Origin of the sequence: Barnesiella sp. CU968 (genome assembly GCF_905219685.1) — a bacterium.
Taxonomy (GTDB): domain Bacteria; phylum Bacteroidota; class Bacteroidia; order Bacteroidales; family Muribaculaceae; genus Lepagella; species Lepagella muris_A.
In genome coordinates this window covers 1-22,801 of record NZ_CAJMXD010000006.1, presented here as the reverse complement: position 1 = coordinate 22,801, position 22,801 = coordinate 1, and the positions used below count along the sequence as shown (strand labels likewise).

Sequence of the window (22,801 nt, the reverse complement as noted above, 5' to 3'; positions counted from 1 at the left end):
GAAAGATCCGCTGAGGTTGAGAAAAGAATTAACAATATCATTATTTTAACTTTCGTAAATAAGTCAAGACGAGTTCAGTTTCAGTCTTTTATATAGGAATCCTTAAAACCGAGGAAATAGAGAACTCCGTCAATACCGATCGTAGAAATACTCTGCTGTGCCTCGGCTTTCACTTTAGGCTTGGCGTGGAAGGCAATGCCCAGACCCGCCTCCGAAAGCATCGGAAGGTCGTTGGCTCCGTCTCCTACAGCTATGGTCTGAGCTATGTTTATATTCTCTACCTGCGCCAGCAGTCTGAGCAGTTCTCGCTTACGCTGACCGTCAACTATATCTCCCACATAGTTTCCGGTAAGTCTGCCGTCCTCACCTATCTCAAGTTCGTTGGCATATACATAATCGAACCCGAAACGTTGCTTAAGGTAATTGCCGAAATAAGTAAAACCTCCGGAGAGAATAGCAGTCTTATATCCTGAACGCTTGAGCACCTCCATAAGTCGCTCGACGCCTTCGGTAATCGGCAGATTTTCCGCTATCTCTTTCATCACAGACACATCAAGCCCTTTGAGCAGTTTCACGCGCCGAGTGAAACTCTCTTTGAAATCAATCTCTCCACGCATGGCGGATTCCGTGATACGTCTCACTTCCTCGCCGACTCCGGCGCGGTCTGCAAGTTCATCTATCACTTCGGTCTTTATAAGGGTCGAATCCATATCGAAGCAGATGAGCCGACGGCTCCGGCGATACATCGTGTCTTCCTGCATGGAGATATCGAAATTCAGTTCACACGCAAGACGCATGAAATCACTCTGCATCTTTTCCTTGTCGTTTATATTGCCTCGCACGGAAAACTCGACACAGCCTTTAGCCGCAGGCTGTTCTCTTTCATCAAGAGGCATACGACCTGTGAGACGGGTGATTGTCTCGATATTCAGACCCTGCTCTGCTATAATCCCCGATACGGAAGAGATCTGCCTTGCAGTGATCTTCCTTCCGAGAATGGTCACGATATACCGGTTCTTACCCTGCCGCGAGACCCAGCTGTCGTATTCCTGCTCACTGATGATATTGAATGAGACCTTCACATTCAGGTCATTTGTCTTGAAAAGCAGTTCTTTAAGAATCTCTCCGCTGCGATGGCTGTCGGTCTTGAACAATATGCCCAGCGAAAGGGTATGATGTATGTCTGCCTGACCTATGTCAAGTATATCCGCGTCATAACGCGCCAGAATCCCGGTGAGTTCCGCTGTTATTCCGCTTTTGTCTGGTCCTGAAATATTTATAAGTATAAGTTCTCTCTGATTCGCCATATTCCGAGTAATTTTAATTAGTGCTTTCTGTCATTTCCCCTGATTCCGTCCGATTCAAGCCTGCGTGCCTGCAGAGCCGAATCCTTGTAATCCGATTTTGCCGCCTGCCTGAAATATTTCAACGCACGCGTAAGATCTTTCTTCACTCCGATACCATCGCGCAACATCACCGCAAACTGATAGGCACCCTCTTCCTCACCACGCTCTGCGGCTCGCCAGTAATTCTCGGCGGCTATGCGGTAATCCTGAAGCACTCCCTTCCCCTCGGCAAACTGTCGGGCGATATTTATCATCGCCTTCGAATGCCCGTTGGAGGCAGCTTTACGAAACCAATACGCCGCTTCTCTGTAATTCTGCGCAGTGCCTATCGCATCTCGATAAAGAGTGCCTATGTCATACTGAGCCTCGGTATTGCCCTCTGCTGCGGCTTTGCCATACCATTCCCAGGCTTTCCGCAAATCTTTTTCAACACCTGCGCCTGTCTGATAACACACTGCCGCACGACGCATCGCCTCAGCATCGCCAGCTTCGGCTTCTTTGATATAAAACGGGAAGTCACTTCCACTTATGATTTCAGCCTCCTCCCCCGCATATGCGGCAGTCACGCAGAAGCAGAAAACATATGTAAGAATCCTGAATAATTTTGTCTTCATGATAGAATAACAAAACTGTCTGATGTTTTGTCGAAGAATGCGATTGTTTTGCAGATTGTCACGTAAAGAAAGGACGCACGAATACGCGCGTCCTTTCTTTTTCCTTGCGGTTTTATCTGATTGAGACTCTCGCCATGTTGTCAGGCTTCAGCATCAAGAATGGCGATTTTCTGTTCAATCTGAGCCATATCTTCTTTCAGACGCTTGATCTTGTTTTCCATCTCTTTTACCATCGAGTTGCCTGCAGAGCTCTTGACGTTGAAGAAGCCCATGTTATTCTCTATGGTCTTGAGTTCCGCTTTACGGCTCTCATAGGCACGCAGGAGTTTGTCACGCTCGCGGTCAAGTTTATGACCGCCATCCTTAAGCTCACTCACACGCTCACGGAAATTAGACATCCTTGCCTTGTTCTCACGTGCCTCATACGCTCCGTAAAGAGCATCGCAGACTTCCCGGTATTCCGCATAGACCTTGTCTTTGAGCTTGAATGGCACAAAACCGATTTTCTGCCATTCCCACTGCAGCTCCTTGACCTGTCCTATAACCTCACGGCGGTCTCCGTCAAGAGGCAGCTCTTTGAGTTTTGCTATCACCGCACACTTTGCCTCGAGATTCGCGTTCTCCTCGTCACGTTTTGCGGAATTGAGTTTTTTACGTTCATCGAAGAAATAGTTGCACGCTGTCTGGAAACGCTGCCAGATAGCATCACTCTGTTTGCGCGGCACACTTCCTATCTTTTTCCATTCCGCCTGAAGTTTCACGACCTCATTGGCTGCCTTGCGGATGTCGCCGGAATCTTTCAATGCCTCTGCCTTCTCGCAAAGAGCTGTCTTTTTCTCAAGATTCGCATTGAATTCATCTTTTGTCTTCTGGAAATATTCAGTTTTGCCGGCGAAGAAATCATCACACGCCTTGCGGAATCTCGCATAAAGCGCTGTATTGGCTTTTTTCGAGGCAAATCCGTATTCCTTCCATTTTTTCTGAAGTTCGATCACCTTCTCTGTCGCTGCTGTCCAGGCATTGAAAGAATTGAGTGTTGCAAGATCAATTGCCTCTATCTCGTCGCAAAGTCTGGTCTTAGCCTCTTCGTTGGCAAGTTCGGATGCCTTGCGCTGCTCGAAATATTCCTGATGACGCCTGTTGATTACTGTCGAAGCCTCTTTAAACTCCTCCCAGAGGCTCTCTCGCAATTCCTTTGCCACAGGACCGATATTACGCCATTCGTCATGCAGCGACTGCAACGAGCGGAACGCAGCTACCGGATCGCTCTGAGCCTCAAGTCTGCGGGCTTCCTCCACAAGGGCTTTCTTTGCCTCAAGGTTTTTCTTGAAATCAAGATCGCGAAGCTCCTTGTTCATCTTGAGATGGTCGTAATATTGCTCCACTACTGTCTGGAAATTCTTCCAGATCTCGGTTTCAGCAGTAGCCGGAATATCCTTGACTGCCTTGAAATCCTGCTGGAGCTGCTGGAATTCGCTGAATTTCACATTTACGTTATCGATGTCTTCCGCAATTTCACGAATACGGTCGAGGATCGCCTGCTTTTTATTGAGATTCTCCTGACGGCGTGCCTCCTCTGCGGCAAGATAAGCCGCACGTTTCTCTTTGAATTCGGCATACATCGTCTTGAATTCAGATTCTTCCGCATCGGGAACAGAAGAAAAATCACGGGGATCATTACCCGCCTCTACAAAAGCGTTGACCTCCTCCATCGACTCGCGGCTGCGGATATTGAAAAACGCCTGCTTGATGGCTGTCACCTCCCTGTGGGCATCCATACGGTTTTCAGCCAATATCGAGCGCATCGCTTCGTTAAGCTCAGCTTTGCCCATGTTATGATAATTAACCGGAGTCTCTTCTGCCGATTCATTTTCCATGCGGTCTGCCGCCTCGGAAATATCTTCTGCCGGAGAAGTCTCTACTGCACACGTTTCGGAGGGAGTGGGGTTGACCAGTTCTTCTGCGGGAACTGTCTTTTCAAGCTCGTTCATATCAATATTGTTATTGTCTTTGCATTACTGCCGCCGCTCTGCGGCAACAGGCATATTTATCACGACTCTTCACCACCTTGGGAAAGGCAGTGTAAAAATCAACGCCAAATATACGGATTTAATTTAACTTAGCAAAATAAAAGCGTATATTTGGCGCATTTTTTTACCGTTTGTCTCCATTCGAGAGCTTAATCAATGCTTCATCGAATTTAGAGCTTGAACTCGTCCTGACTTATTTTTTCACTATCTTCATCGAAATGATCCGTATATCCTCTTTTGGACGATCGGCGCGTCCGGTCGGCGCATTCTGGATTTTCTCCACAGTATCCATGCCGCTTATTACCTCGCCGAAAACGGTATATGCACCGTCTAGATGAGGAGTGCCACCAATGTTCTTATAATCGGCACGGATGTTTTCAGGCATCGATTCTTCGGGAACAGCAGCCTCGGTCTCCTTGATGAGTTCCATGCGGAGAGCCTCCTGCGCTTCCTTGTCGCCGGAATTCATCAACTCGCGGATTTTTGAATCATTCTTACGACAAAGCTCGCGGAAATATGCCTGACGCTTGTCCATGGTCTGACGATAAGCCATACCGTCGATATGATGGTCATCATATTTGCGTCCGGTCACTATATAGAACTGTGAGCCGCTGCTCTTGCGCTCTGGATTCATGTCGTCTCCGGTGCGTGCGGCAGCCAACGCCCCGTATTTGTGATAATGTTTCGGATACAGTATCTCTGCATCTATCTGATAATCGGGACCGCCGATGCCGAGCATAGCTGTGGAATCCGCATTCACGGAGCCGGGATCGCCGGTCTGTACCATAAAGTCTTTTATCACTCTGTGGAAAAGAACGCCATTGTAATAGCCGTCTTTTACCAGTTTCAGAAAATTGTCACGATGCCTGGGGGTGTCATCATAAAGTTTAACCTTGATGTCGCCCACTGAGGTTTTTATATCAACCACCGGACCTGCGGGGAGTTCCGCAGGTTTCTGAGCTGTAGCTGTTGCCATAGCCATAAACATTAACAATGTATAAATTATCTTTTTCATGCTTATATAACAATTTTTCCGGCAAAAGTTTATGGGAAATCCAGACTTCAGAGAGCCCCTTCCGAATAAATTCTTTTGTATATGCGGCGAAAATTGTCATCGCTTGCTTTAAGTTCTTCTGCCCTTTCCATATAGTCGGCACCCCAGAGAGCCTCAAGCAACGAACCGATATACCTGCGGTCTCGGTCTTTCTCTATGGCACCCTCCACCAACGGTGCTATCCACCTGTCAAAACGCTCTCGGTCCACGGCGGCAAGATACCTGGCGGTGCTGCACAGGAACTGACCGGTTGTGTCTGCATTGCGCAGTTTCATAACCATGTCGCCCATCTGAAGAGATTCAGATTCGGCATTGTCTACGATATATTCATATATCTGCATACCCTCTTCTTCGGGGGTGTTGATCATATCTTCCGAACTCATTTATTTATGTGTTGTATTCATTGATATGGCAAATTTACGAATTTTTTTTGTAAATTTGCCACATGAATGATTTTATAATTGTCATTGGTCGCCAATATGGCGCCGGAGGAAGGAGACTTGGCAAGAAACTTGCCGAAGTGCTTGATGTGCCTTATTATGACAAGGAACTTCTTTCCGAAGCGGCAGACTCTCTCGGTTTTTCAAAAGAGCTTTTCCAAAAAGCGGACGAGAGGAAACCTTCTGTATTAAGATCATTCCTTTCATTCAATTACGGTTCGACTTCTGCAGCATTCAGTTCGTACACACTTTCCGATGACAATCTATATTGCGCCCAATGCAAGGTAATCAGATCTATCTGTGAAAAAGGTTCCTGCGTGATAGTAGGCCGCACGGCAGACTATGTGATGCGAGATCATCCCGGAATGCTTAGCGTCTTTATCCATGCTCCTGAGGAACTCCGCGCCAGAGCGGTGGTGGAAAGAGGCGAGGCGGTGTCTGACGATGAAGCATTGGAAAAACTGCGCAAATGTGACCGCGAACGTGAAAGCTATTACAACTATTTCACTAACCGCCACTGGGGCAAAGCCGACAATTACGATCTGACTTTCAATTCAGCACGACTCCCGCTTGATTCTATTCTTCCCATAATTCTCAAAGCCGTCAGACGAGATTGACAAGAAAACCTCTGTTAAAAAAACCGCCCTGCTAATAAACCTTTTCACTTTTTAATTCCTTTTAATATCAGAACTGAAGTCTTCATTGATTTCAGATTCCAGGGACTGTATAATTTCAAAAACTATATATTATGAGGAAAATTATATACGCATTGGTTTATCTCATAGCACTTGTAGCAGGTGTATGCCTTCTTGTCTTTAACCATCAGGCAATGGAGGAGACGCGCCCCGTATTGCGTTATGTCATCATGGGAGCCGGAGTTGCATTTGTGATCCCGGGCATATGCTTCCTTATCGCTTCTCTGCGTCCGCGCCGCGATTCGAACGGAGTCGTTGTAAGTCGTCCGTGGTTCTCTACCATCATGGGGGTTATAGCACTGGTGTGGGGCATTCTTCTTTTGTGCATGCCATCGGGATTTCTTGGTAATCTCAACATCTCGTTAGGCGTTTCGCTGATTATTGTATCATTGGCACAGATTGTATGGATCGTGAAGGGACGACGCATCAATGGCGCGCCTGTCTGGCTCTATATCATCCCGATTCTCACCGTTGCGGCAGGAGTTTGGATTATTTTTATGGAGACTGACTTCCAGAATCCAGGCAGAGAACACTCGTTAGGAAGCATTGTGGCTGGAGCTGCTTTCATTATATTGGCGATAAACGGATTCGCGAGTCTGCCACGCCGCAAGAAAACCGTCTCAGACATAGAGAAAGAAACACGCCGACTCGCCAAGGAACAGAAAAAAGCCGTCAAAGAGGAAGCGCGCGAAGCAAAACAGAGACTGGAACAGGCAAAAGCCAACAGCGAGGCAGCACTCAGGAATGAGGAAGCGGCTCGAAAAGCAGTCGAAGAAACTCAGCAGAAAGAAGCCGGGTCTTCAGTTCCGGCGGCTGAATCTGAAAGCTCCGGAGAATCCGGAGAAAAAGAAGAGAAAAAAACAATTGAGGAAACAAAATAAGATATATAAGACTCCGTTATAGAATAAGACAGAAATGAGGTCTGTCGCCGGGCATCCGTTTACCGGATGTCAGGAGGAAAGTCCGGGCAACACAGAGCATCGCGTTTCCTAACGGGAAGCCGGCGGCGACGTCGGGGCGACATGTGACAGAAAACAACCGCCGCCTGTTGCGGCAAGGGTGAAAAGGTGGGGTAAGAGCCCACCGGCTCCGTTGGCGACAGCGGAGGCCGCACATCCCGCGAGTTGCAAGGCCAAATATACCGGCAGCTAAGGATTGCTCGTCCATTGCCGGGGGGTAGGCTGCTGAAGCCGTCGGGAAACCGGCCGGCTTAGATAAATGACAGACACCGGCACTTCGTGTGCAGGCACATAACCCGGCTTATATCATCTCTGTCAATCCTTTCGAATGGAGTCTTCGGCACTCGGCTGCCGTAGACTCCATTTCCGTTTGTAAGCATATGATAATGGGAAGCACATTAATTTAAGAAAAAATGGGCATAATCGACAAGACAAAAGATTTCATCGCCACTGCATATACGAAGGTAAAAGGTGCCGTTGACTACTGCATGACAGGCGTCTGGAACGATCCCAGGCAAACAATAAAGATAAGAATCATCCGCACCTTGAATCTTGCCGTAAATTCCTTTATGGATCGTAACCTGCAGAACCGCTCCATGGCTCTGACATATTCGACTGTACTGGCGATTGTGCCGGCAATAGCGCTGTTTGTAGCCATAGGACGCGGATTCGGACTGCAAGACTATCTGCAGAATGAACTTTACAATATGTTGCCATCGCAGCAGAAAGCAGTCTCGACAGCTTTGTCGTTTGTAGACTCTTATCTGAATCAGGCTTCACAAGGAATGTTTGTCGGAATTGGGATTGTATTCCTTCTTTGGACAGTGATTTCGCTTTTGTCACACATAGAGACTGCGTTCAACACAATCTGGGACATAAAACGCGAACGTTCACTTTATCAGAAAATCACGGACTACATTGCAATTTGTCTTATTATTCCGGTTCTTATGATATGTTCTTCCGGAGTCTCCATATTCATGTCCACCACAATTCAGGACAAACTCAACCTCCCGTTTCTGACCCCTTTTGTAAACATAGCTCTTGAGGCAACTCCTCTTATACTCTGCTGGGTTGCATTCTCACTGTCTTTCATGCTGATTCCCAACACGAAAGTCAATTTCAAATATGCCACGATATCGGGAGCAATATGTGCAATAGCATTCACTATCCTCCAGCTTCTATTTGTAAACGGTCAGATATACGTGTCGAAATACAATGCAATTTACGGCTCGTTTGCATTTCTTCCTCTTTTCATGATATGGCTTCAGCTTTCATGGCTGCTCTTGCTCTGCGGATGCATGCTTACATACTCTCTGCAGAATGTTTTCACTTTCAATTTCAACGGCAACGCAGAGAATCTTTCTCTTGACGGGTGGCACTCCGTAGCCCTGATTGTAATGACGGTTGTGGCGCAAAGGTTTATTGAGCGCCGAAAACCCATTTCACATACAGACATTGCCAATTCATACAATCTGCCCATAAGAATCGTTTCAAGAATAACAGAGAAACTTCATGCCGCCGGACTGCTGTATTCAGTTAAGATCAAAGAGGGTGAGTTCGGTGAGTCGCCGGCTGTCGAGCTGCAGGATTTCACTGTCGCGGACTTCCTTAAAGCATATAATTCCGAAGGACAGCAGGACTTTATCCCCGACATCCGCAAACTTTATTCACGTCTGTTTGCAATCATTCTCCCTCTGCGCGAAAAATGTTATGAAGAATACTCGACTGTGCTGGTCAGAGACCTGCCGATACCGTCTCCCGAACTTATAAAACAAAACCTTATGAAAATCAGATAAGTAGCTAAGAAAAACCAAGGGATGGTGTTCAGCCATATCATTTATAGATACAGATTGAACGGGAGANAGCGAAACTGCTGTCTCCCGTTCAATCTGTATCTATAAATATCGTACTGTTATTTCTTTTCTTTGGCTACAGCTGACTTTCCGGCTGTTGCTTTTTTTACTGCTGCTTTATTGGCAGCAGTCTTTTTGGCGGGGGCTTTCTTCACCGGTTTCTCTTCCACCTCAATCAGATTCTCTTCACGATTCTCCATATCCGTGCGAAACGAGGTCACTTCCTTTTTGAGTGAGGTAATCTCATCAGCCTGATTGCGGATTGTGAGCAGAAGGGAATTAAGCTCTTCATTATCTATAGATTCAGGATATTGCTCTTCTACACGAACAAGGAAGTCGGCAAGCACATTCATATAATTGGTAAATGCGGCAAACGGCGAGTCATATGGACTGAAGGCGGCATGAGATGCGCCATCCGCCATATTCTTAGTGCTCATGTAATAGAAATGGTCACTGCTCTGCAGATATTCCCAATCCTGTTTAAGACGACGATCCTGGCAAAGACTAACCCTCTCGGCTACGGCATAGAGCTTGCGCAATGCCTCTCTCTGCAATTCGTTACCTTTCCATGCCGAAACATCGCGAGCCTCGTCAATACCGGAAATAGGATAAGGAATAGAAAGCTCGTCTACCGGCTTAAGCTTCGCCACAGCCTCCGAAGGTGTGGTGAACTGTATTCCTTTCTCCTTGCCGAACATCGGAAGTGCCTTCATGAACTCGAAGATACCGGTGCCGGCAGGAAGAAACGAACCGAATGTATCCATGCTCATCAACAGGTTCACCACCTGCTCCTCTTCCGGAAGAGACGCTATCCAGTTGACATACTTGTCGGCGGTCAACGGATACTCATCCCATTCCGGATTGTTGAAGTTCATAGAGATATCATCTGCAAGTTTATCGTTGGTAAGAAGTAGCTTGAGATCAGGCGCCGTGCATGCACGGTACAAATAATTCGGAGATTTCCAGCCAAGAATATGCTTGGCGCCATCGGTCAGTGTTGTCTTGAAACCCATTGACGCAACCATCATGGCAATCTCGTCATCATAGATAAGTTCAGTGTTGGCGAACACCTTGGGTTTCTGTCCGAAAAGACGATATATAAGGTCGTCATGAGCCTTTACCTCACGCATGAATTCCTCCGGATCCTCAAGAGAAGCGAGCGAATGCGAATAGGTGCCCGACAAAAATTCCACACATCCGGTTTCCGAAAGCTGTCGAAGTTTATCGATATATTCAGGCACATACATCTGTAATTGCTCGATTGCTGTGCCAGATATGCTTATCGCAAACTTAAACTCCCTGTTGCTTTGTTGAATCATGTCAAGCAGAGTGTCTGCCATAGGTATATATGAATTCTGCGCGACACGGGTGATAATCTCGTCATCGGCAAAATCATCGTAATAATAATGGTCGTTGCCAATATCGAAAAATCTATAACGTTTCAGACGATATGGCTGATGTATCTTGAAATAGAAGCAAACTGACTTCATCTTTTTTATTTTTATTGGTAAATTCTTTGATGTTGACTATCTCCGCGAAGCTATAACCTGATTGTAAATATCAATAACTTTCTTACCCGCTTTTTCCCATGTGATCTGATGTATCTCCTCGATACCTTTGTCACGCAGTTCGCTGTGTAGCGCAGGGTAGGATACCAGCGCATGCATCGCGTCTGCCATAGCATCGATATCCCAGTAATCCGTCTTGATCACATTGTCGAGAATCTCGGCGCAGCCGCTCTGCTTGGAAATTATGGATGGCACCCCCATTTCCATCGCCTCAAGCGGCGATATACCGAACGGCTCGGACACCGAAGGCATCACATAGACATCGGAATCGCGAAACATCTGATATACATCCTTTCCGCGCAGAAATCCGGTAAAATGGAATCTGTCTGCTATATTCCTCTTGGCGGCAAGACGGATCATTGCCGCTTCCATGTCGCCTCCGCCTGCCATCACAAACCGCACCTTCTTGTTTTTCTGAAGCACCTTGGCGGCAGCCTCCACGAAATATTCAGGTCCTTTCTGCATCGTGATGCGACCGAGGAAAGTAATCACCTTGTCTTTACCTTCACGGCGTTTCAGATTAAGAAGTTCATCGCTGAGCGGGATGACCGCGTTGTGGACAGTAGTGACTTTCGCCGGATCAATGCCATATTTGTCTATAACCGTTCTGCGGGTCAGATCCGAAACCGTTATGATATGGTCGGCGTTATTCATGCCGTCTTTCTCTATCCCGAACACCGTAGGATTCGGCTTCCCCCTGGAACGGTCGAATTCCGATGCATGCACATGTATCACCAGAGGTTTGCCGGTAACGTTTTTGGCATGTATTCCCGCCGGATAAGTGAGCCAGTCATGAGAATGAATCACATCGCAGGGGACCGTGCGCGCAATCACTCCGGCAACTATCGAATAATTGTTGATCTCTTCGAGGATATTGTCAGGATAGCGGCCTGAGAACTCGATGCAACCGAGATCATTGAGACGCATATAATTGAAATCGGCATAAATATGGTCTCGCAGATCAAAATACATCTGGGGATACATAACATTGCCTATGCGCCCCTGAACATAGTCCCAGTTCACATCACGCCAGGCGACGGGGGTGTTGCACGCTCCTATTATATTGGCGAAACCTTTCTCTTCATCGCCCCAGGGCTTGGGAATAACGAAGGAAATCTCCATATCGCCGTTGGCATGCATGCCCTTTGTCAGACCATAGCTTGCTGTTCCCAATCCTCCAAGGATATGGGGTGGAAACTCCCATCCAAACATTAATGCTTTCATCTGTTATTCACTTTGAGCGGTTAGAAGTTTTGTCATTTGTTTCACGGTCTTTATCGTTCGCAGAATCTCACCCACGTTTTTTGCCGTGCTCACGGCTCCGCGACCCGTATAGGGAGGATTGCCGTCATACATCTCCGAAAGAGAACCGATGCAGCCTTCGGTCATTTCATCCTCATATCCAATAAGCATTCTTTCGATAAATGAAAGACCCGACAGTCCGAAAACCTTGAAATAGGCATCTGCATAGAATCCGAAAAGCCATGGACGCGCCGGACCGAGATGAACCGCATATTCACGCTCTGTCGGATTGCCTACATATGTAGGATTATAGGCGAAGCTTTTGGGACTCAGCGAGCGCAATCCTTTTGGGGTTAGCAACTCGCGCGTGCACAGGTCAAGAACTCCTTTGCGCTGGCGGCGGTCAAGCGGCGAATATTCCAGACCGATTGCTATCGCGAGATTCGGACGCACTTGGAGGTCGGTGTAACTGCCGTTGACATAATCATACAGATAACCGTAATCGTTCAGGAATGTATCCAGAAACGAAAGTTTTATTTTTTCCGCAAGCGACGCAAGCGATGCCACATAAGCCTCTTCTCCCTTTTCGTTTTCATACAGAGAAATCAGAAATTTCACTGCATTATACCAAAGTGCGTTAAATTCAAGTATATATCCTGTACGTGGAATTATCGGCTGACCGTTGATCGATGCTGAAAGCCATGTCACAGGCGTGTTCTGCCCGTTTGATGACACAAGTCCGTTATGGTTGAGCTTAAGATTGCGAATTTTCTCACTCCTGATATCCTCTACAAGACGACGCACCGATGCTCCATAACGCTTGCGACATTCATTCGAATCCGTGTGACGACGAAATTGCTGTATCGCCCATATGGTCCACAACGGTATGTCGGGAAGATCGATCTCACCTATTGTCGGATCTTTCTCACCCTTGTCTATGAACCGGAACAATGCGCTGAGGAATGTGTCAAGTATCTCGAAATAATCTTCTTCATGGTTTATGGCGAGAGTGCAGCCGGGAAGAGAGATCAACTCATCACGGGCACGGACATTATACCAGGGATAGCCTGCCATGATATATGTGCCGCTGTCTTTTTTGAGATAAAACTGTTTGGCTGAATTTTTAAGACAATTGAAGAAGCTTGTGCGGCATGTGCGCGTTGTCAGTTCTCCGTCATATGTCTTCTCGAATTTCTTGGGGACACATTCATACGTAGACGCAGAAAAAATAATCGATTCCCCTTTCTTTATAGGCAATTCGAAATATCCGGGCACCCAGAGATCCTCCTTATAGGGAATCCCCCTGACTTTATCTTTTGTATATTCTATTCCTTTATACCAGTGCCCCTCGTTGATCCACTCGACAGGCTTGCTGAACTGCATGAACAATTCAGGATAACCGCTGTAAAGACACGTTGAGACTCCGTTGTGTGTCAGTCTGACATCCTTGTTGATCGCATCATTCTCAACACAAAGATCATTCGCATTGCGGAAAGCAAGCATTGGGCGGAAACGCAACGTCGTTGGCGAATGAGCCTCCACGAGGGTATATTTTATGAGTATGCGGTTCTCATGCGAGATAAACACTTTCTCTTTTGTCAGCACAACACCTCCCACGCGGAATGTCATTACAGGGACATTCTCGCAATTGAACTCGCGGATGTATTTGTGACCGTTGGGACTGAAAACATTGTCACCATACTGATGTAGCCCAAGATTGAAGGAGGCTCCGTGCTGGATTACCGACTCATCGAGAGATGACAACAGCACATGCGCCTTGTCGTCCATCTCCGGAATCGGTATCACGAGAAGACCATGCTGCTTGCGCGTGTTGCAACCTACGATGGTCGTGCAGTGATAAGCCCCCGACTTATTGGTGCGTAGCATCTCTTTGGGAAGACTCTGCTCCAGATTGATCATCAGGTTCTTGTCAAACTTAAGATAGCTCATGACATAAATTGATTATGCGGGTTATAATTTTCACTCCAGTTATTTTACACTATAGTTATCATCGAAGCCGAGGAGGGTAATGCCAGGGTGATAAAAAAACAATATCGTATAAAAACATTTGTACCGTTATTCCACAAAGTTACTTCATACTTTCAACAATTGCAAGCAACGTTTGTATGTTTAATAATATAATTTCACAACGTACAACATTTTTTACACATTTCGCTTAATTTTCACCACCCACGCAATTCTTATTAAAAAAATCAGAGACACAGCGCGTAATGACGCGCTGTGTCTCTGATTTTTTTAAACCTTTGATCCCCGGGTCAGAAATATCCGGGAATTTGGAAGATGTCTTATCCGAGAACCGCCTTGTAGCAGTATTCATATACATACGGCACAAGTCCCGCAAATATAATACCTGCAACGCAGATCCACAATGCAAGCTTCTCACCGATTGCGCTCTTGAAGCTTTCGACTTTAGCCTCGCCGGGCTTTATCCAGATTGCCTTGACAACCAACAGATAATAATAAAGCGAGATGATTGTGTTGATCAACGCTATCAGGACGAGCATATAAAGAGCCATTGAGCCGGTAGACGTTACTGCGGTGAAGATAAGTATCTTGCTGAAGAATCCTGCGAAAGGAGGAATACCGGCAAGTGAGAACATTGCCAGTGTCATCGCGAACGAAAGCCAGGGGTTCGTTTTGTGCAGACCGTCATAATCATCCATTGAAAGCTTGCCTGTGTTGTTCTCGATGCTTGAGATTACGGCAAACGCGCCAAGGTTGCTGACAATATACACAAGAATATAGAACATCATAGATGCAAGACCGATACCTCCCGCCATTACGCCGAGCATGATGTATCCAGCCTGCGAGATTGATGAGAACGCCATGAAGCGCTTCATGTTCTTCTGGCGGATCGCGAACAGGTTACCTACAGTTATTGTGGCAATGATGACACCATACATCATCCATTCCCACATGTGTTCGAAAAGCTGACCGAACGCATGAACGAAAATAACGAAGAACGCGAAAGCTGCCGCACCTTTTGAAATTACCGAGAGATAACTGGTGATGGCTGTCGGCGCGCCTTGGTAAACATCGGCAGTCCAGAGATGGAAGGGAACAAGCGAAAGCTTGAAACCGATACCTGCTATCATGAAGGCGATTGCCGCTATCAGAAGTCCGCTGTATTCTCCCGCAATCACATTGTTCCGAATATCATCGAAATAAAGTGAACCGCCTGAGAATGCATAGACAAACGACAGACCCATCAATAGAATCGCTGATGAGAACACTGCTGTCAGAATGTATTTTGCCGCTGCCTCATGGCTCTCGTAATGCTTCTTATTGAAAGCTACGAGTGCCGCGAGCGGAAGTGACGCCGACTCAAGTCCGATTATGAAGAGAAGGAAATGACGGGCGGAAATCATAAGATACATTCCGAAGAGCGTAACGAGTAGAAGTTCATAGAACTCACCCTTGCGGATTGCCACCTCGTCACTCTCTACCCACTTTGCAGACTGCAGGAAAACGATAAACACTCCGACATTCAGAATCGCTTTCATGGCTTTGCATGCTGTGTCGTTGACATACATGCCGCCGAACACCTCCATATCGCACGACGGTATGATCCATATGGCTACGGTTGCCAGACCGAACAGCACTGTCGTCAAGGGCGTGAGGATGCGCTTTGCGCCATCTCCCGAAAATGTGTCGAAAAGAAACACTACCAGGAAAAGACCCAGAATTATTAGTTCGGGCAACATTGCCCCAAATTGTGAATAATCCATTTTTATTGTTGTGCTTTACTCTGTTTCTAAAAGTTTTGCATATTCACTTTGTCAAAGCGCGTTCTGAAGCGCATTGATTATCGGAGCAAAACTATGTTGGATTGTCTCGTTTATCCAGTTGGGGAAGAAACCTATTCCCGCCAGACACACTATGAGTGTCACGGTCGACAGTCGTTCCCACCAGCTGGCGTCAGTAAGCTTGAGATGATGCTCGTCGTGCACGGGACCGAGAACAAGCTTGCCGACTACCCTGAGGATATAGACTGCTGTTATGACGATCGACGTTGTGGCGGCGATTACGAAAATACGGTGGAACATGTCATCGTTTTCGAACGCACCGAAGAAAATCGTCATCTCGGCTACGAAACCGGACATACCCGGCAGACCGAGTGATGCGAAACCGGCGATCATATAGCAGACTCCCAGATATGGCATGATTTTCATAAGACCTCCCATCTCGCGTATGTCGCGTGTGTGTGTCCTTCCGTAAATCATACCGATAAGGGCAAAGAAAAGTGCCGTCATCAGACCGTGTGAAAGCATCTGAAGTATACCTCCGGTCATTGCGGTGGTGTTAAGCATAAGGATTGCGAAAAGCACCATACCGCAGTGTGACACTGACGAATATGCATTGATATATTTGAGGTCTGTCTGAACGCATGCGGAGAAAGCTCCATACACTACGNTGATACCCGTAAGGATGATGAAGATCCACGCAAGTTCCTGCGCTGCCTGGGGACAAAGGAATATGGCAATGCGGAAACAGCCGTAACCACCGAGCTTCATAAGCACGCCGGCATGAAGCATCGACACTGCTGTCGGCGCGCAGGCGTGACCGTCGGGACTCCAGGTGTGGAAGGGGAACATAGCGCCAAGCACACCGAAACCTACGAATGTGAAACAGAAGAGGAGACGCTGCCAACTCGGATCAATTGCCGAGTTATGTGAGATCTCAAGTATATTCCATGTAAGCTCGCCTCCTTCTGGCGCACTGTGCCAGAAAATACCGAGAAGACCGAGCATAAGGAATGCGGAGCCTCCCATGAGCATGAGCGTAAGCTTCATAGCCGAATATTCCTTGCGTCCCGTTCCCCACACTCCGATAAGGAGATACATCGGTATGAGAGCGACCTCATAGAACATGAACATCGTGAACATGTCGATAGAGATAAAGAAGCCGAACACACCGGTTGAAAGAAGACAGAACCAGAGGAAGAAGTTCATGGGCAGCGGGTCGATTTTCCACGACGCGAATGTGCCCGCGAAAACGATTATTGCCGAAAGAAGAAGCATCAATACGGAGATGCCGTCTACACCTACCGCAAGATGGATATTGAGCGGTGCATACCACATCCAGCTGCCAGTATAGAGCATCTCGGATGTGTCGCCGCCTGCGCGTAAGGCGAGGAAGTCCACGACAAGCCAGATTGCCATTGCCAGCAGCACTGTCGATCCTGCGACCATCACCGTGCGGATTGCCTTCATATTGCTATTGCCGCAACATGCCAATCCTGCCATCATGATGACCGGGACTATTACAAACCAGATTAAGATATTTCCAAACATGATTTAATTGATATTTGCAATGCGATATGAAGTTAATTATAATAAACAGATCCATGTGATGACCGCCAGAAGCACTGCGCCGAAGAAATACCAGAGCACGTAAGTCTGAACGCTTCCGTTCTGCATTCCTTTGATTCTGACAGAGAAGAACTGGGTCATCGCTGCGAGGGCATCCATAGTGCCGTCAATGATGTGACGGTCGAACCATGCTATAGCCTTGCAGATGCCGTTGAATATGATCTTATGGGTCACGAACATGTAGATCTCATCCCAATAGAAACGGCGGTTGGCAGCAGTCCAGAGTCCGGGAAGAGCCGCTTTCATGCGTGCGGGTTTGTCATTCTTCTTCAGATACAACCAGCCTGCGAATGCAATTGCTATCAGAGCCACAACGATACTTGTGACAGCCACCTGCATTTCAATGTGAATATGATATGGCTCGCGGTTCCATGTAACAAACTCGCCGAATGGAATCAGACCAGAGAATACGCTTACAATAGCGAGGAATATCAGCGGAAGTGACATCTGCCACGGCGCATCGTGAGGACGATGCTCCTTATAATGGGGATTCTCCTCCCACCAGAACACGCGGAAATACATGCGGAACATGTAGAATGCGGTCAGACCGGCAACCATTGTCATCCATGCACCCCATATCCAGTTGTTGGCATACATTGCCGACAACATCTCGTCTTTCGACCAGAATCCGGAGAGCGGGAAAATACCTGCGATAGCAAGACATCCGATGAGGAATGTCCAGTGAGTGATCGGCATATATTTGCGCATGCCGCCCATCTCGGTGTAATTGTTCGAATGCACGGCATGTATGAGGGCACCGGCTCCAAGGAAAAGGAGAGCCTTGAACATCGCATGAGTGAAGAGATGGAACATCGATGCCATGTAGCCGAGACCGTCATGGAGCTCAGGTCTTGCGACACCGAGTGAAACCATCATGAATGCGATCTGAGATATTGTGGAGAACGCGAGAATACGCTTGATGTCAATCTGGCAACATGCAACGACCGCCGCGTAGAATGCTGTTATCGCACCTACTACAGTGATGAATGTCAACGAGTCGGGAACGATAAGATAAAGCGGGAAGAAACGCGCCACAAGATAAACACCCGCCACGACCATGGTCGCTGCGTGAATAAGCGCAGACACAGGTGTCGGACCTTCCATTGCATCGGGAAGCCAGATATGCAAAGGCATCATTGCCGACTTACCCATACCTCCCACGAAAATGAGAATCATCGCCCAGGTAAGCACTGAACCGCCGAGGAATGTAGCACCTATGGTTGAAGCGAGCACATTCGAGGACTCTGAATTGAGCATGAGGAAGTTGAACGCCGATGCGCCGCCAAGAGGTCCGTCTGCCGGAGTCTGGGCAACAAAATATGAAAGAACCAGTATGCCGATCAACATGAAGAGGTCGGCAAAACGGGTAACGATAAACGCTTTCTTCGATGCCGAGACAGCTGACGGAAGTTTGTAGAAGAATCCTATGAGAAGGTAGGAAGACACACCCACAAGCTCCCAGAAAATGTACATCTGGAAAATGTTGGTTGCGACTACAAGTCCGAGCATGGAGAATGTGAAGAGCGAAAGGAAAGCGTAATAACGCTGGAATCCCGGCTCATGCTCCATATATCCCCAGCTGTAGAGGTGAACCATAAAAGAAATTGTGGTGATGACAATGAGCATCATGGCACTGATAGGATCCAGAAGGAAACCTATGTTCACGACCATGCGTTCTGTAAACGCAAGCCACGTCACATCAAAAAGCTGAACCTGCTGGCGGATACCATCGGCTATAAATTCAGGATTTCCGCTGAAGAAATACGTGAACGCCACAGTATAAGCCATTGCAAGCAACGCGCCGTTGCCGCAGATACCTAAAACACCTGCAAGCTTGCGCGACATCTTGACACCGCCTATTCCCAAGATAAGGAACATTGTGAACGGCAGAGCCAGAATCAAAATTGGAAGTGTAATGTCCATATCTTAGTATTTCATTTTTTTAACACTGTTGATATCCGTGTTACCCACGGCACGATAGATATTCACGATAATCGCGATGGCGATGGCTGTTTCAGCTGCGGCAATGGCGATGGCGAAGAGAGTGAAAACCATTCCTTCCATGGAACCCGGGAAAAGAAAACGGTTGAAAACCACAAAATTCAAATCAGCCGAATTGAGCATCAGCTCCAATGAAATCAGCAGCGCGATCATATTCTTGCGGGTCACGAACCCGTAGACGCCGGCGGCAAACATAATGACGCTCGGCACAAGATACCATAACATGCTTAAATCCATATCTGTCTATCTTTTACGGGCAACTACAACGCCGCCGATGATACATGCAAGTAATAAAACACTGACAGCCTCAAATGGCAGGAGATACTGGAATCGGGATGTACCTGTGAAAGCTACGCCGATGTCATGCATCGTAATCCGGTTTCCCGAGTTTATCGCCTCGATAAGCGACACTCCGTTGAGTAGAGGCATGTAGAAGAGAGCAAGCAGCAGAAGAACACATCCGGCTACGGAGATAGATATTCCGAGTGCACGGCGATGTGACTCAAGAGGGGCAGACATGTCGCCCGGTTTGCGGGTCAGAAGAATCGCAAACACGAACAGCACCATTATACCCCCCGCGTAGACTGCGATCTGCACGGCACCGAGAAACTCGTAGCCGAGCTGGAAATATATCACCGATGTGCTGATAAGCACAAACAGCAGATACGTGGCAGCACGGAGTATTCTGCGCGACGTGACAGCCATAACCGAAAATACGGTCATGCATATGGCCACCACGAAATACAAAATTATATTTGCTACTGAATCCATTTATTGTGAAATTTTTAATTCTATGGTTATTGTCGTTGTCCGGCTGCTATTTCTCAGCTGCGGGTGCATCTGCCGTTGCAGGTGCCGGTTTTGGTGCGGGTACCGGATCCGCCGGCTCCGGACGATAGTTCAGCTGTTTGACAAGAGCGTCGCGTGTGAATACAGCCTGCTCGAAATCATTGGAAAATTCCAATGCGTCCTGAGGACATGTGGTGACACAGAGCATGCAGAATGTGCAACTGCCCAGATCATACGTATACTTGTCGAGTTTACGCTTCTTCTTGCCATCGGGAAGCTCTACCATCTTTGTGGTCAGACTGATTGTTCCGTTAGGACAATTCATCTGGCAGATTCCGCAGGCGATACAGCGGTGACGCCCCTCGGCATCATATTTCAAGGTAAGCTCAGCCCGGAAACGCTCTGAAATATGCAATGTCTTCCTGTTTTCCGGATACTGCTCCGTGATTTTGGGTGTCACAAATTCTTTGCCAGTAACTCCCATTCCCACAAGCAGACTCTTTACCCCCTGCCCCACTGACGAGAAATATTCTTTTATACTGCCCATGTAGCTTTTTAGGTTGGTTCTTTTTATGAGTTTAATTAATATCGTATTCTGAATCGGTTATCTTTCCACCTGACCTCCAAGAATGTCGAGAAGTTCGGTGGTGATGCTCTGCTGACGAAGCTTGTTGTATTCAAGCTGAAGCTCGTCAAAGAGTTTTTTTGCATTGTCGTTCGCGCTCTGCATCGCCATTACACGCGCTGCCTGCTCGGAGGCGCGGTTCTGAACGGTGATTTCCTGCATCGTCGACATCACAAACATTGGCAACACCTCATTGAAGATGCTGTTTGCATCAGGCTCGAAAATATAGAGTCTGTTGTCTTCTTCTCCTTCCGCACCGGATGTGAGCATCTTCTCGGTCACAGGGAAAAGCTGCTCTGTGGTCAGAGTCTGACGGCTCATGGATCGGAAATTCATATAGACAGTCTCCACTATATCAAGCTCGCCTGCAAGGAATGCGTCGCGGAGCTTTTTTGTAAACCCGGTCACGACTTCGCCCGGCATCTTTGAATCCACGCTTTCGAAAACCTTCACTTCCAAAAGATCGTCTTCAAGATGACGGACAGCCTTGGACATCTTCTTGCCTACGGGATACAACTCAACATGGAGTTCTCTGCCATATTCCTGCCTGAGACGATCAATCTCAATCAGAAGACCTTTGAAAATGTTGATGTTGTATGCACCGCACAGACCGTCGTCAGATCCATACACCACTATTCCGGCACGCTTCACATCTCTTGTCTCGATAAGAGGAGAATTGAAATTCTCTCCGGTCGACAATATATGTCCCATGATTGATTTTATCTGGTCTTTAAAGGGCTTCAGACGGCGCAGACTCTGCTCCTCCTTATGCACTTTCGCAGACGAGATCATCTTCATGGCGCCGGTGATCTTTTCACTTGACGCTACGGAACCGATGCGTATTTTTAATTCCTTAAGGGTTGCCATTAAATGATTGTTATAAGGTTAGAGGATTATTTTACCGCACTTAAAGAATCGGCAACCTCTTTCGCACATCTTGTGAGCTTTTCGGAGACCTCATCTGTAAGCTTGCCCTGACGAAGTTCGTCAAGCACCTCTTTCTGATATTTCATCTGAAGCATCTGGAGAAGCTGCTCCTGGAATATTCCCACTTTCTCGATAGGCACATTCTCAAGAAGCCCGTTTACACCACAGAAAATTACGGCAATCTCGTTCTCTACACGCCATGGATGATACTGAGGCTGTATAAGAAGCTGCTGGTTCTTACGGCCTGTATCGATGACCTTGGCTGTAACAGGATCCACATCGCCGCCGAATTTTGTGAACGATTCAAGCTCGCGATACTGTGCCTGCGCGATCTTCAGTGTACCTGCCACTTTCTTCATCGCCTTGACCTGTGCGTTACCACCCACACGAGACACTGAAATACCCACGTTGATCGCCGGGCGGATACCCTGGTTGAACAACGCGGTCTCAAGGAATATCTGACCATCGGTGATTGAAATCACATTGGTAGGAATATATGCAGAAACGTCACCTGCCTGAGTCTCGATGATAGGAAGTGCAGTAAGCGAGCCGCCACCTTTAACTATAGGCTTCATGACATCGGGCAGGTCATTCATGTTCTCCACCACTTTCTGGTCACCGATAATTTTTGCGGCGCGCTCAAGAAGACGTGAATGAAGATAGAAAATATCACCGGGATATGCCTCACGTCCGGACGGACGTTTGAGAATTAGGGAAATCTCGCGATATGCCACAGCCTGCTTCGAAAGGTCGTCATATACGATAAGCGCGTCTCTTCCTGAATCACGGAAGTACTCTCCGATTGCCACTCCTGCAAATGGAGCGTAATAACGCATGGAAGCAGAATCGGACGCATTGGCGGCAACGACCACTGTATAAGGCATCGCTCCATATTTGGTAAGCGTGTTGACAATCGCAGCAACCGTAGATGCTTTCTGACCGATTGCCACATATATGCAATACACCGGCTTGCCTGCCTCGTAATTCTCCTTCTGATTGATTATCGTATCAATGGCTATTGCAGTTTTACCGACCTGACGGTCACCGATGATAAGCTCACGCTGACCACGACCGATTGGAATCATTGAGTCGACTGCCTTGATACCGGTCTGCAAGGGCTGCACAACCGGCTGGCGGAAAATTACGCCCGGCGCCTTGCGCTCAAGTGGAAGCGGTATGAGTTTACCCTCGATAGGCCCCTTGCCGTCGATAGGCTCGCCGAGCATGTTGATGACGCGCCCGAGAAGCCCCTCGCCAACCTGAAT

At 47.5% G+C, this 22,801-nt stretch carries 19 protein-coding genes and 1 other RNA gene; 4 read left to right on the top strand and 16 right to left on the bottom strand.

From position 1 onward, the window contains the following. Positions 1-80 precede the first annotated feature (80 nt). The 5 genes from serB to JX312_RS00610 form a co-directional block, all read right to left on the bottom strand. On the bottom strand, positions 81-1,307 hold the full coding sequence (gene serB / locus JX312_RS00630) for a phosphoserine phosphatase SerB (protein ID WP_204456545.1): 1,227 nt from the start codon (positions 1,305-1,307) through the stop codon (positions 81-83). A 17-nt stretch (positions 1,308-1,324) separates the two neighbouring features. Further along, positions 1,325-1,960, bottom strand: a complete 636-nt coding sequence (locus JX312_RS00625; protein WP_204456543.1) for a tetratricopeptide repeat protein — start codon at positions 1,958-1,960, stop codon at positions 1,325-1,327. A 140-nt stretch (positions 1,961-2,100) separates the two neighbouring features. Next, positions 2,101-3,951 carry a DUF349 domain-containing protein gene (locus JX312_RS00620; protein WP_204456541.1) on the bottom strand — a complete coding sequence of 617 codons (1,851 nt, stop codon included), beginning with the start codon at positions 3,949-3,951 and terminating at the stop codon, positions 2,101-2,103. 232 nt (positions 3,952-4,183) lie between these two features. Continuing rightward, positions 4,184-4,966 (bottom strand): peptidylprolyl isomerase, encoded by a 783-nt coding sequence (locus tag JX312_RS00615; protein ID WP_239653747.1) that lies wholly within the window; start codon positions 4,964-4,966, stop codon positions 4,184-4,186. Positions 4,967-5,052: 86 nt separating this feature from the next. Next, on the bottom strand, positions 5,053-5,427 hold the full coding sequence (locus JX312_RS00610; protein WP_123405134.1) for a hypothetical protein: 375 nt from the start codon (positions 5,425-5,427) through the stop codon (positions 5,053-5,055). Between the two features lie 62 nt (positions 5,428-5,489). Between JX312_RS00610 and JX312_RS00605 the strand changes: the two genes are divergently transcribed. The 4 genes from JX312_RS00605 (at position 5,490) to JX312_RS00590 (ending at position 8,934) form a co-directional block, all read left to right on the top strand. Further along, positions 5,490-6,101 carry an AAA family ATPase gene (locus tag JX312_RS00605; protein WP_123405131.1) on the top strand — a complete coding sequence of 204 codons (612 nt, stop codon included), beginning with the start codon at positions 5,490-5,492 and terminating at the stop codon, positions 6,099-6,101. Between the two features lie 131 nt (positions 6,102-6,232). Then, positions 6,233-7,060: a DUF308 domain-containing protein gene (locus JX312_RS00600; protein WP_123405129.1), complete on the top strand. Its 828-nt coding sequence runs from the start codon at positions 6,233-6,235 to the stop codon at positions 7,058-7,060. 28 nt (positions 7,061-7,088) lie between these two features. Then, positions 7,089-7,458: RNase P RNA component class A (rnpB, locus tag JX312_RS00595), an RNA gene on the top strand. A 93-nt stretch (positions 7,459-7,551) separates the two neighbouring features. Then, complete coding sequence (locus JX312_RS00590; protein ID WP_123405127.1) at positions 7,552-8,934, top strand: YhjD/YihY/BrkB family envelope integrity protein; 1,383 nt, start codon at positions 7,552-7,554, stop codon at positions 8,932-8,934. Between the two features lie 116 nt (positions 8,935-9,050). Here JX312_RS00590 and JX312_RS00585 read toward each other — a convergent pair whose 3' ends face one another. The 11 genes from JX312_RS00585 to atpA all read right to left on the bottom strand — a co-directional run. Then, positions 9,051-10,481 (bottom strand): glycoside hydrolase family 57 protein, encoded by a 1,431-nt coding sequence (locus tag JX312_RS00585; RefSeq protein WP_204456539.1) that lies wholly within the window; start codon positions 10,479-10,481, stop codon positions 9,051-9,053. Between the two features lie 36 nt (positions 10,482-10,517). Next, positions 10,518-11,783 carry a glycosyltransferase family 4 protein gene (locus JX312_RS00580; protein ID WP_123405123.1) on the bottom strand — a complete coding sequence of 422 codons (1,266 nt, stop codon included), beginning with the start codon at positions 11,781-11,783 and terminating at the stop codon, positions 10,518-10,520. A 3-nt stretch (positions 11,784-11,786) separates the two neighbouring features. Next, positions 11,787-13,751, bottom strand: a complete 1,965-nt coding sequence (locus tag JX312_RS00575) for a glycogen debranching enzyme N-terminal domain-containing protein (RefSeq protein WP_204456537.1) — start codon at positions 13,749-13,751, stop codon at positions 11,787-11,789. A gap of 356 nt (positions 13,752-14,107) precedes the next feature. Next, positions 14,108-15,550, bottom strand: coding sequence for an NADH-quinone oxidoreductase subunit N (locus tag JX312_RS00570; RefSeq protein WP_123405119.1), 1,443 nt, complete (start codon positions 15,548-15,550; stop codon positions 14,108-14,110). A gap of 51 nt (positions 15,551-15,601) precedes the next feature. After that, positions 15,602-17,116 (bottom strand): NuoM family protein, encoded by a 1,515-nt coding sequence (locus JX312_RS00565; protein WP_204456536.1) that lies wholly within the window; start codon positions 17,114-17,116, stop codon positions 15,602-15,604. Positions 17,117-17,152: 36 nt separating this feature from the next. Next, positions 17,153-19,117: an NADH-quinone oxidoreductase subunit L gene (nuoL, locus tag JX312_RS00560; RefSeq protein ID WP_204456534.1), complete on the bottom strand. Its 1,965-nt coding sequence runs from the start codon at positions 19,115-19,117 to the stop codon at positions 17,153-17,155. A 3-nt stretch (positions 19,118-19,120) separates the two neighbouring features. Next, positions 19,121-19,432, bottom strand: a complete 312-nt coding sequence (gene nuoK, locus JX312_RS00555) for an NADH-quinone oxidoreductase subunit NuoK (RefSeq protein WP_239653745.1) — start codon at positions 19,430-19,432, stop codon at positions 19,121-19,123. Positions 19,433-19,438: 6 nt separating this feature from the next. Further along, entirely contained in the window at positions 19,439-19,966 is a 528-nt protein-coding gene (locus JX312_RS00550; protein WP_123405111.1) for an NADH-quinone oxidoreductase subunit J, read from the bottom strand. Between the two features lie 46 nt (positions 19,967-20,012). Next, positions 20,013-20,531 carry an NADH-quinone oxidoreductase subunit I gene (locus JX312_RS00545; protein ID WP_204456533.1) on the bottom strand — a complete coding sequence of 173 codons (519 nt, stop codon included), beginning with the start codon at positions 20,529-20,531 and terminating at the stop codon, positions 20,013-20,015. A gap of 57 nt (positions 20,532-20,588) precedes the next feature. Continuing rightward, positions 20,589-21,476 carry an ATP synthase F1 subunit gamma gene (gene atpG, locus JX312_RS00540; protein WP_123405099.1) on the bottom strand — a complete coding sequence of 296 codons (888 nt, stop codon included), beginning with the start codon at positions 21,474-21,476 and terminating at the stop codon, positions 20,589-20,591. 26 nt (positions 21,477-21,502) lie between these two features. Beyond that, on the bottom strand, positions 21,503-22,801 hold a 1,299-nt coding region (gene atpA, locus JX312_RS00535), incomplete at its 5' end, for a F0F1 ATP synthase subunit alpha (protein WP_204456531.1).

Excerpts from the sequence above, each read along its gene's own strand:
- JX312_RS00610 (WP_123405134.1), bottom strand. The coding sequence starts at position 5,427 with ATGAGTTCGGAAGATATGATCAACACCCCCGAAGAAGAGGGTATGCAG.
- nuoL (WP_204456534.1), bottom strand. The coding sequence starts at position 19,117 with ATGGACATTACACTTCCAATTTTGATTCTGGCTCTGCCGTTCACAATG.
- JX312_RS00545 (WP_204456533.1), bottom strand. The coding sequence starts at position 20,531 with ATGGGCAGTATAAAAGAATATTTCTCGTCAGTGGGGCAGGGGGTAAAG.
- JX312_RS00625 (WP_204456543.1), bottom strand. The coding sequence starts at position 1,960 with ATGAAGACAAAATTATTCAGGATTCTTACATATGTTTTCTGCTTCTGC.
- JX312_RS00585 (WP_204456539.1), bottom strand. The coding sequence starts at position 10,481 with ATGAAGTCAGTTTGCTTCTATTTCAAGATACATCAGCCATATCGTCTG.
- serB (WP_204456545.1), bottom strand. The coding sequence starts at position 1,307 with ATGGCGAATCAGAGAGAACTTATACTTATAAATATTTCAGGACCAGAC.
- JX312_RS00620 (WP_204456541.1), bottom strand. The coding sequence starts at position 3,951 with ATGAACGAGCTTGAAAAGACAGTTCCCGCAGAAGAACTGGTCAACCCC.
- atpG (WP_123405099.1), bottom strand. The coding sequence starts at position 21,476 with ATGGCAACCCTTAAGGAATTAAAAATACGCATCGGTTCCGTAGCGTCA.
- JX312_RS00600 (WP_123405129.1), top strand. The coding sequence starts at position 6,233 with ATGAGGAAAATTATATACGCATTGGTTTATCTCATAGCACTTGTAGCA.
- JX312_RS00580 (WP_123405123.1), bottom strand. The coding sequence starts at position 11,783 with ATGAAAGCATTAATGTTTGGATGGGAGTTTCCACCCCATATCCTTGGA.
- JX312_RS00615 (WP_239653747.1), bottom strand. The coding sequence starts at position 4,966 with ATGGCAACAGCTACAGCTCAGAAACCTGCGGAACTCCCCGCAGGTCCG.
- nuoK (WP_239653745.1), bottom strand. The coding sequence starts at position 19,432 with ATGGATTTAAGCATGTTATGGTATCTTGTGCCGAGCGTCATTATGTTT.
- JX312_RS00590 (WP_123405127.1), top strand. The coding sequence starts at position 7,552 with ATGGGCATAATCGACAAGACAAAAGATTTCATCGCCACTGCATATACG.
- JX312_RS00570 (WP_123405119.1), bottom strand. The coding sequence starts at position 15,550 with ATGGATTATTCACAATTTGGGGCAATGTTGCCCGAACTAATAATTCTG.
- JX312_RS00575 (WP_204456537.1), bottom strand. The coding sequence starts at position 13,751 with ATGAGCTATCTTAAGTTTGACAAGAACCTGATGATCAATCTGGAGCAG.
- JX312_RS00550 (WP_123405111.1), bottom strand. The coding sequence starts at position 19,966 with ATGGATTCAGTAGCAAATATAATTTTGTATTTCGTGGTGGCCATATGC.
- JX312_RS00605 (WP_123405131.1), top strand. The coding sequence starts at position 5,490 with ATGAATGATTTTATAATTGTCATTGGTCGCCAATATGGCGCCGGAGGA.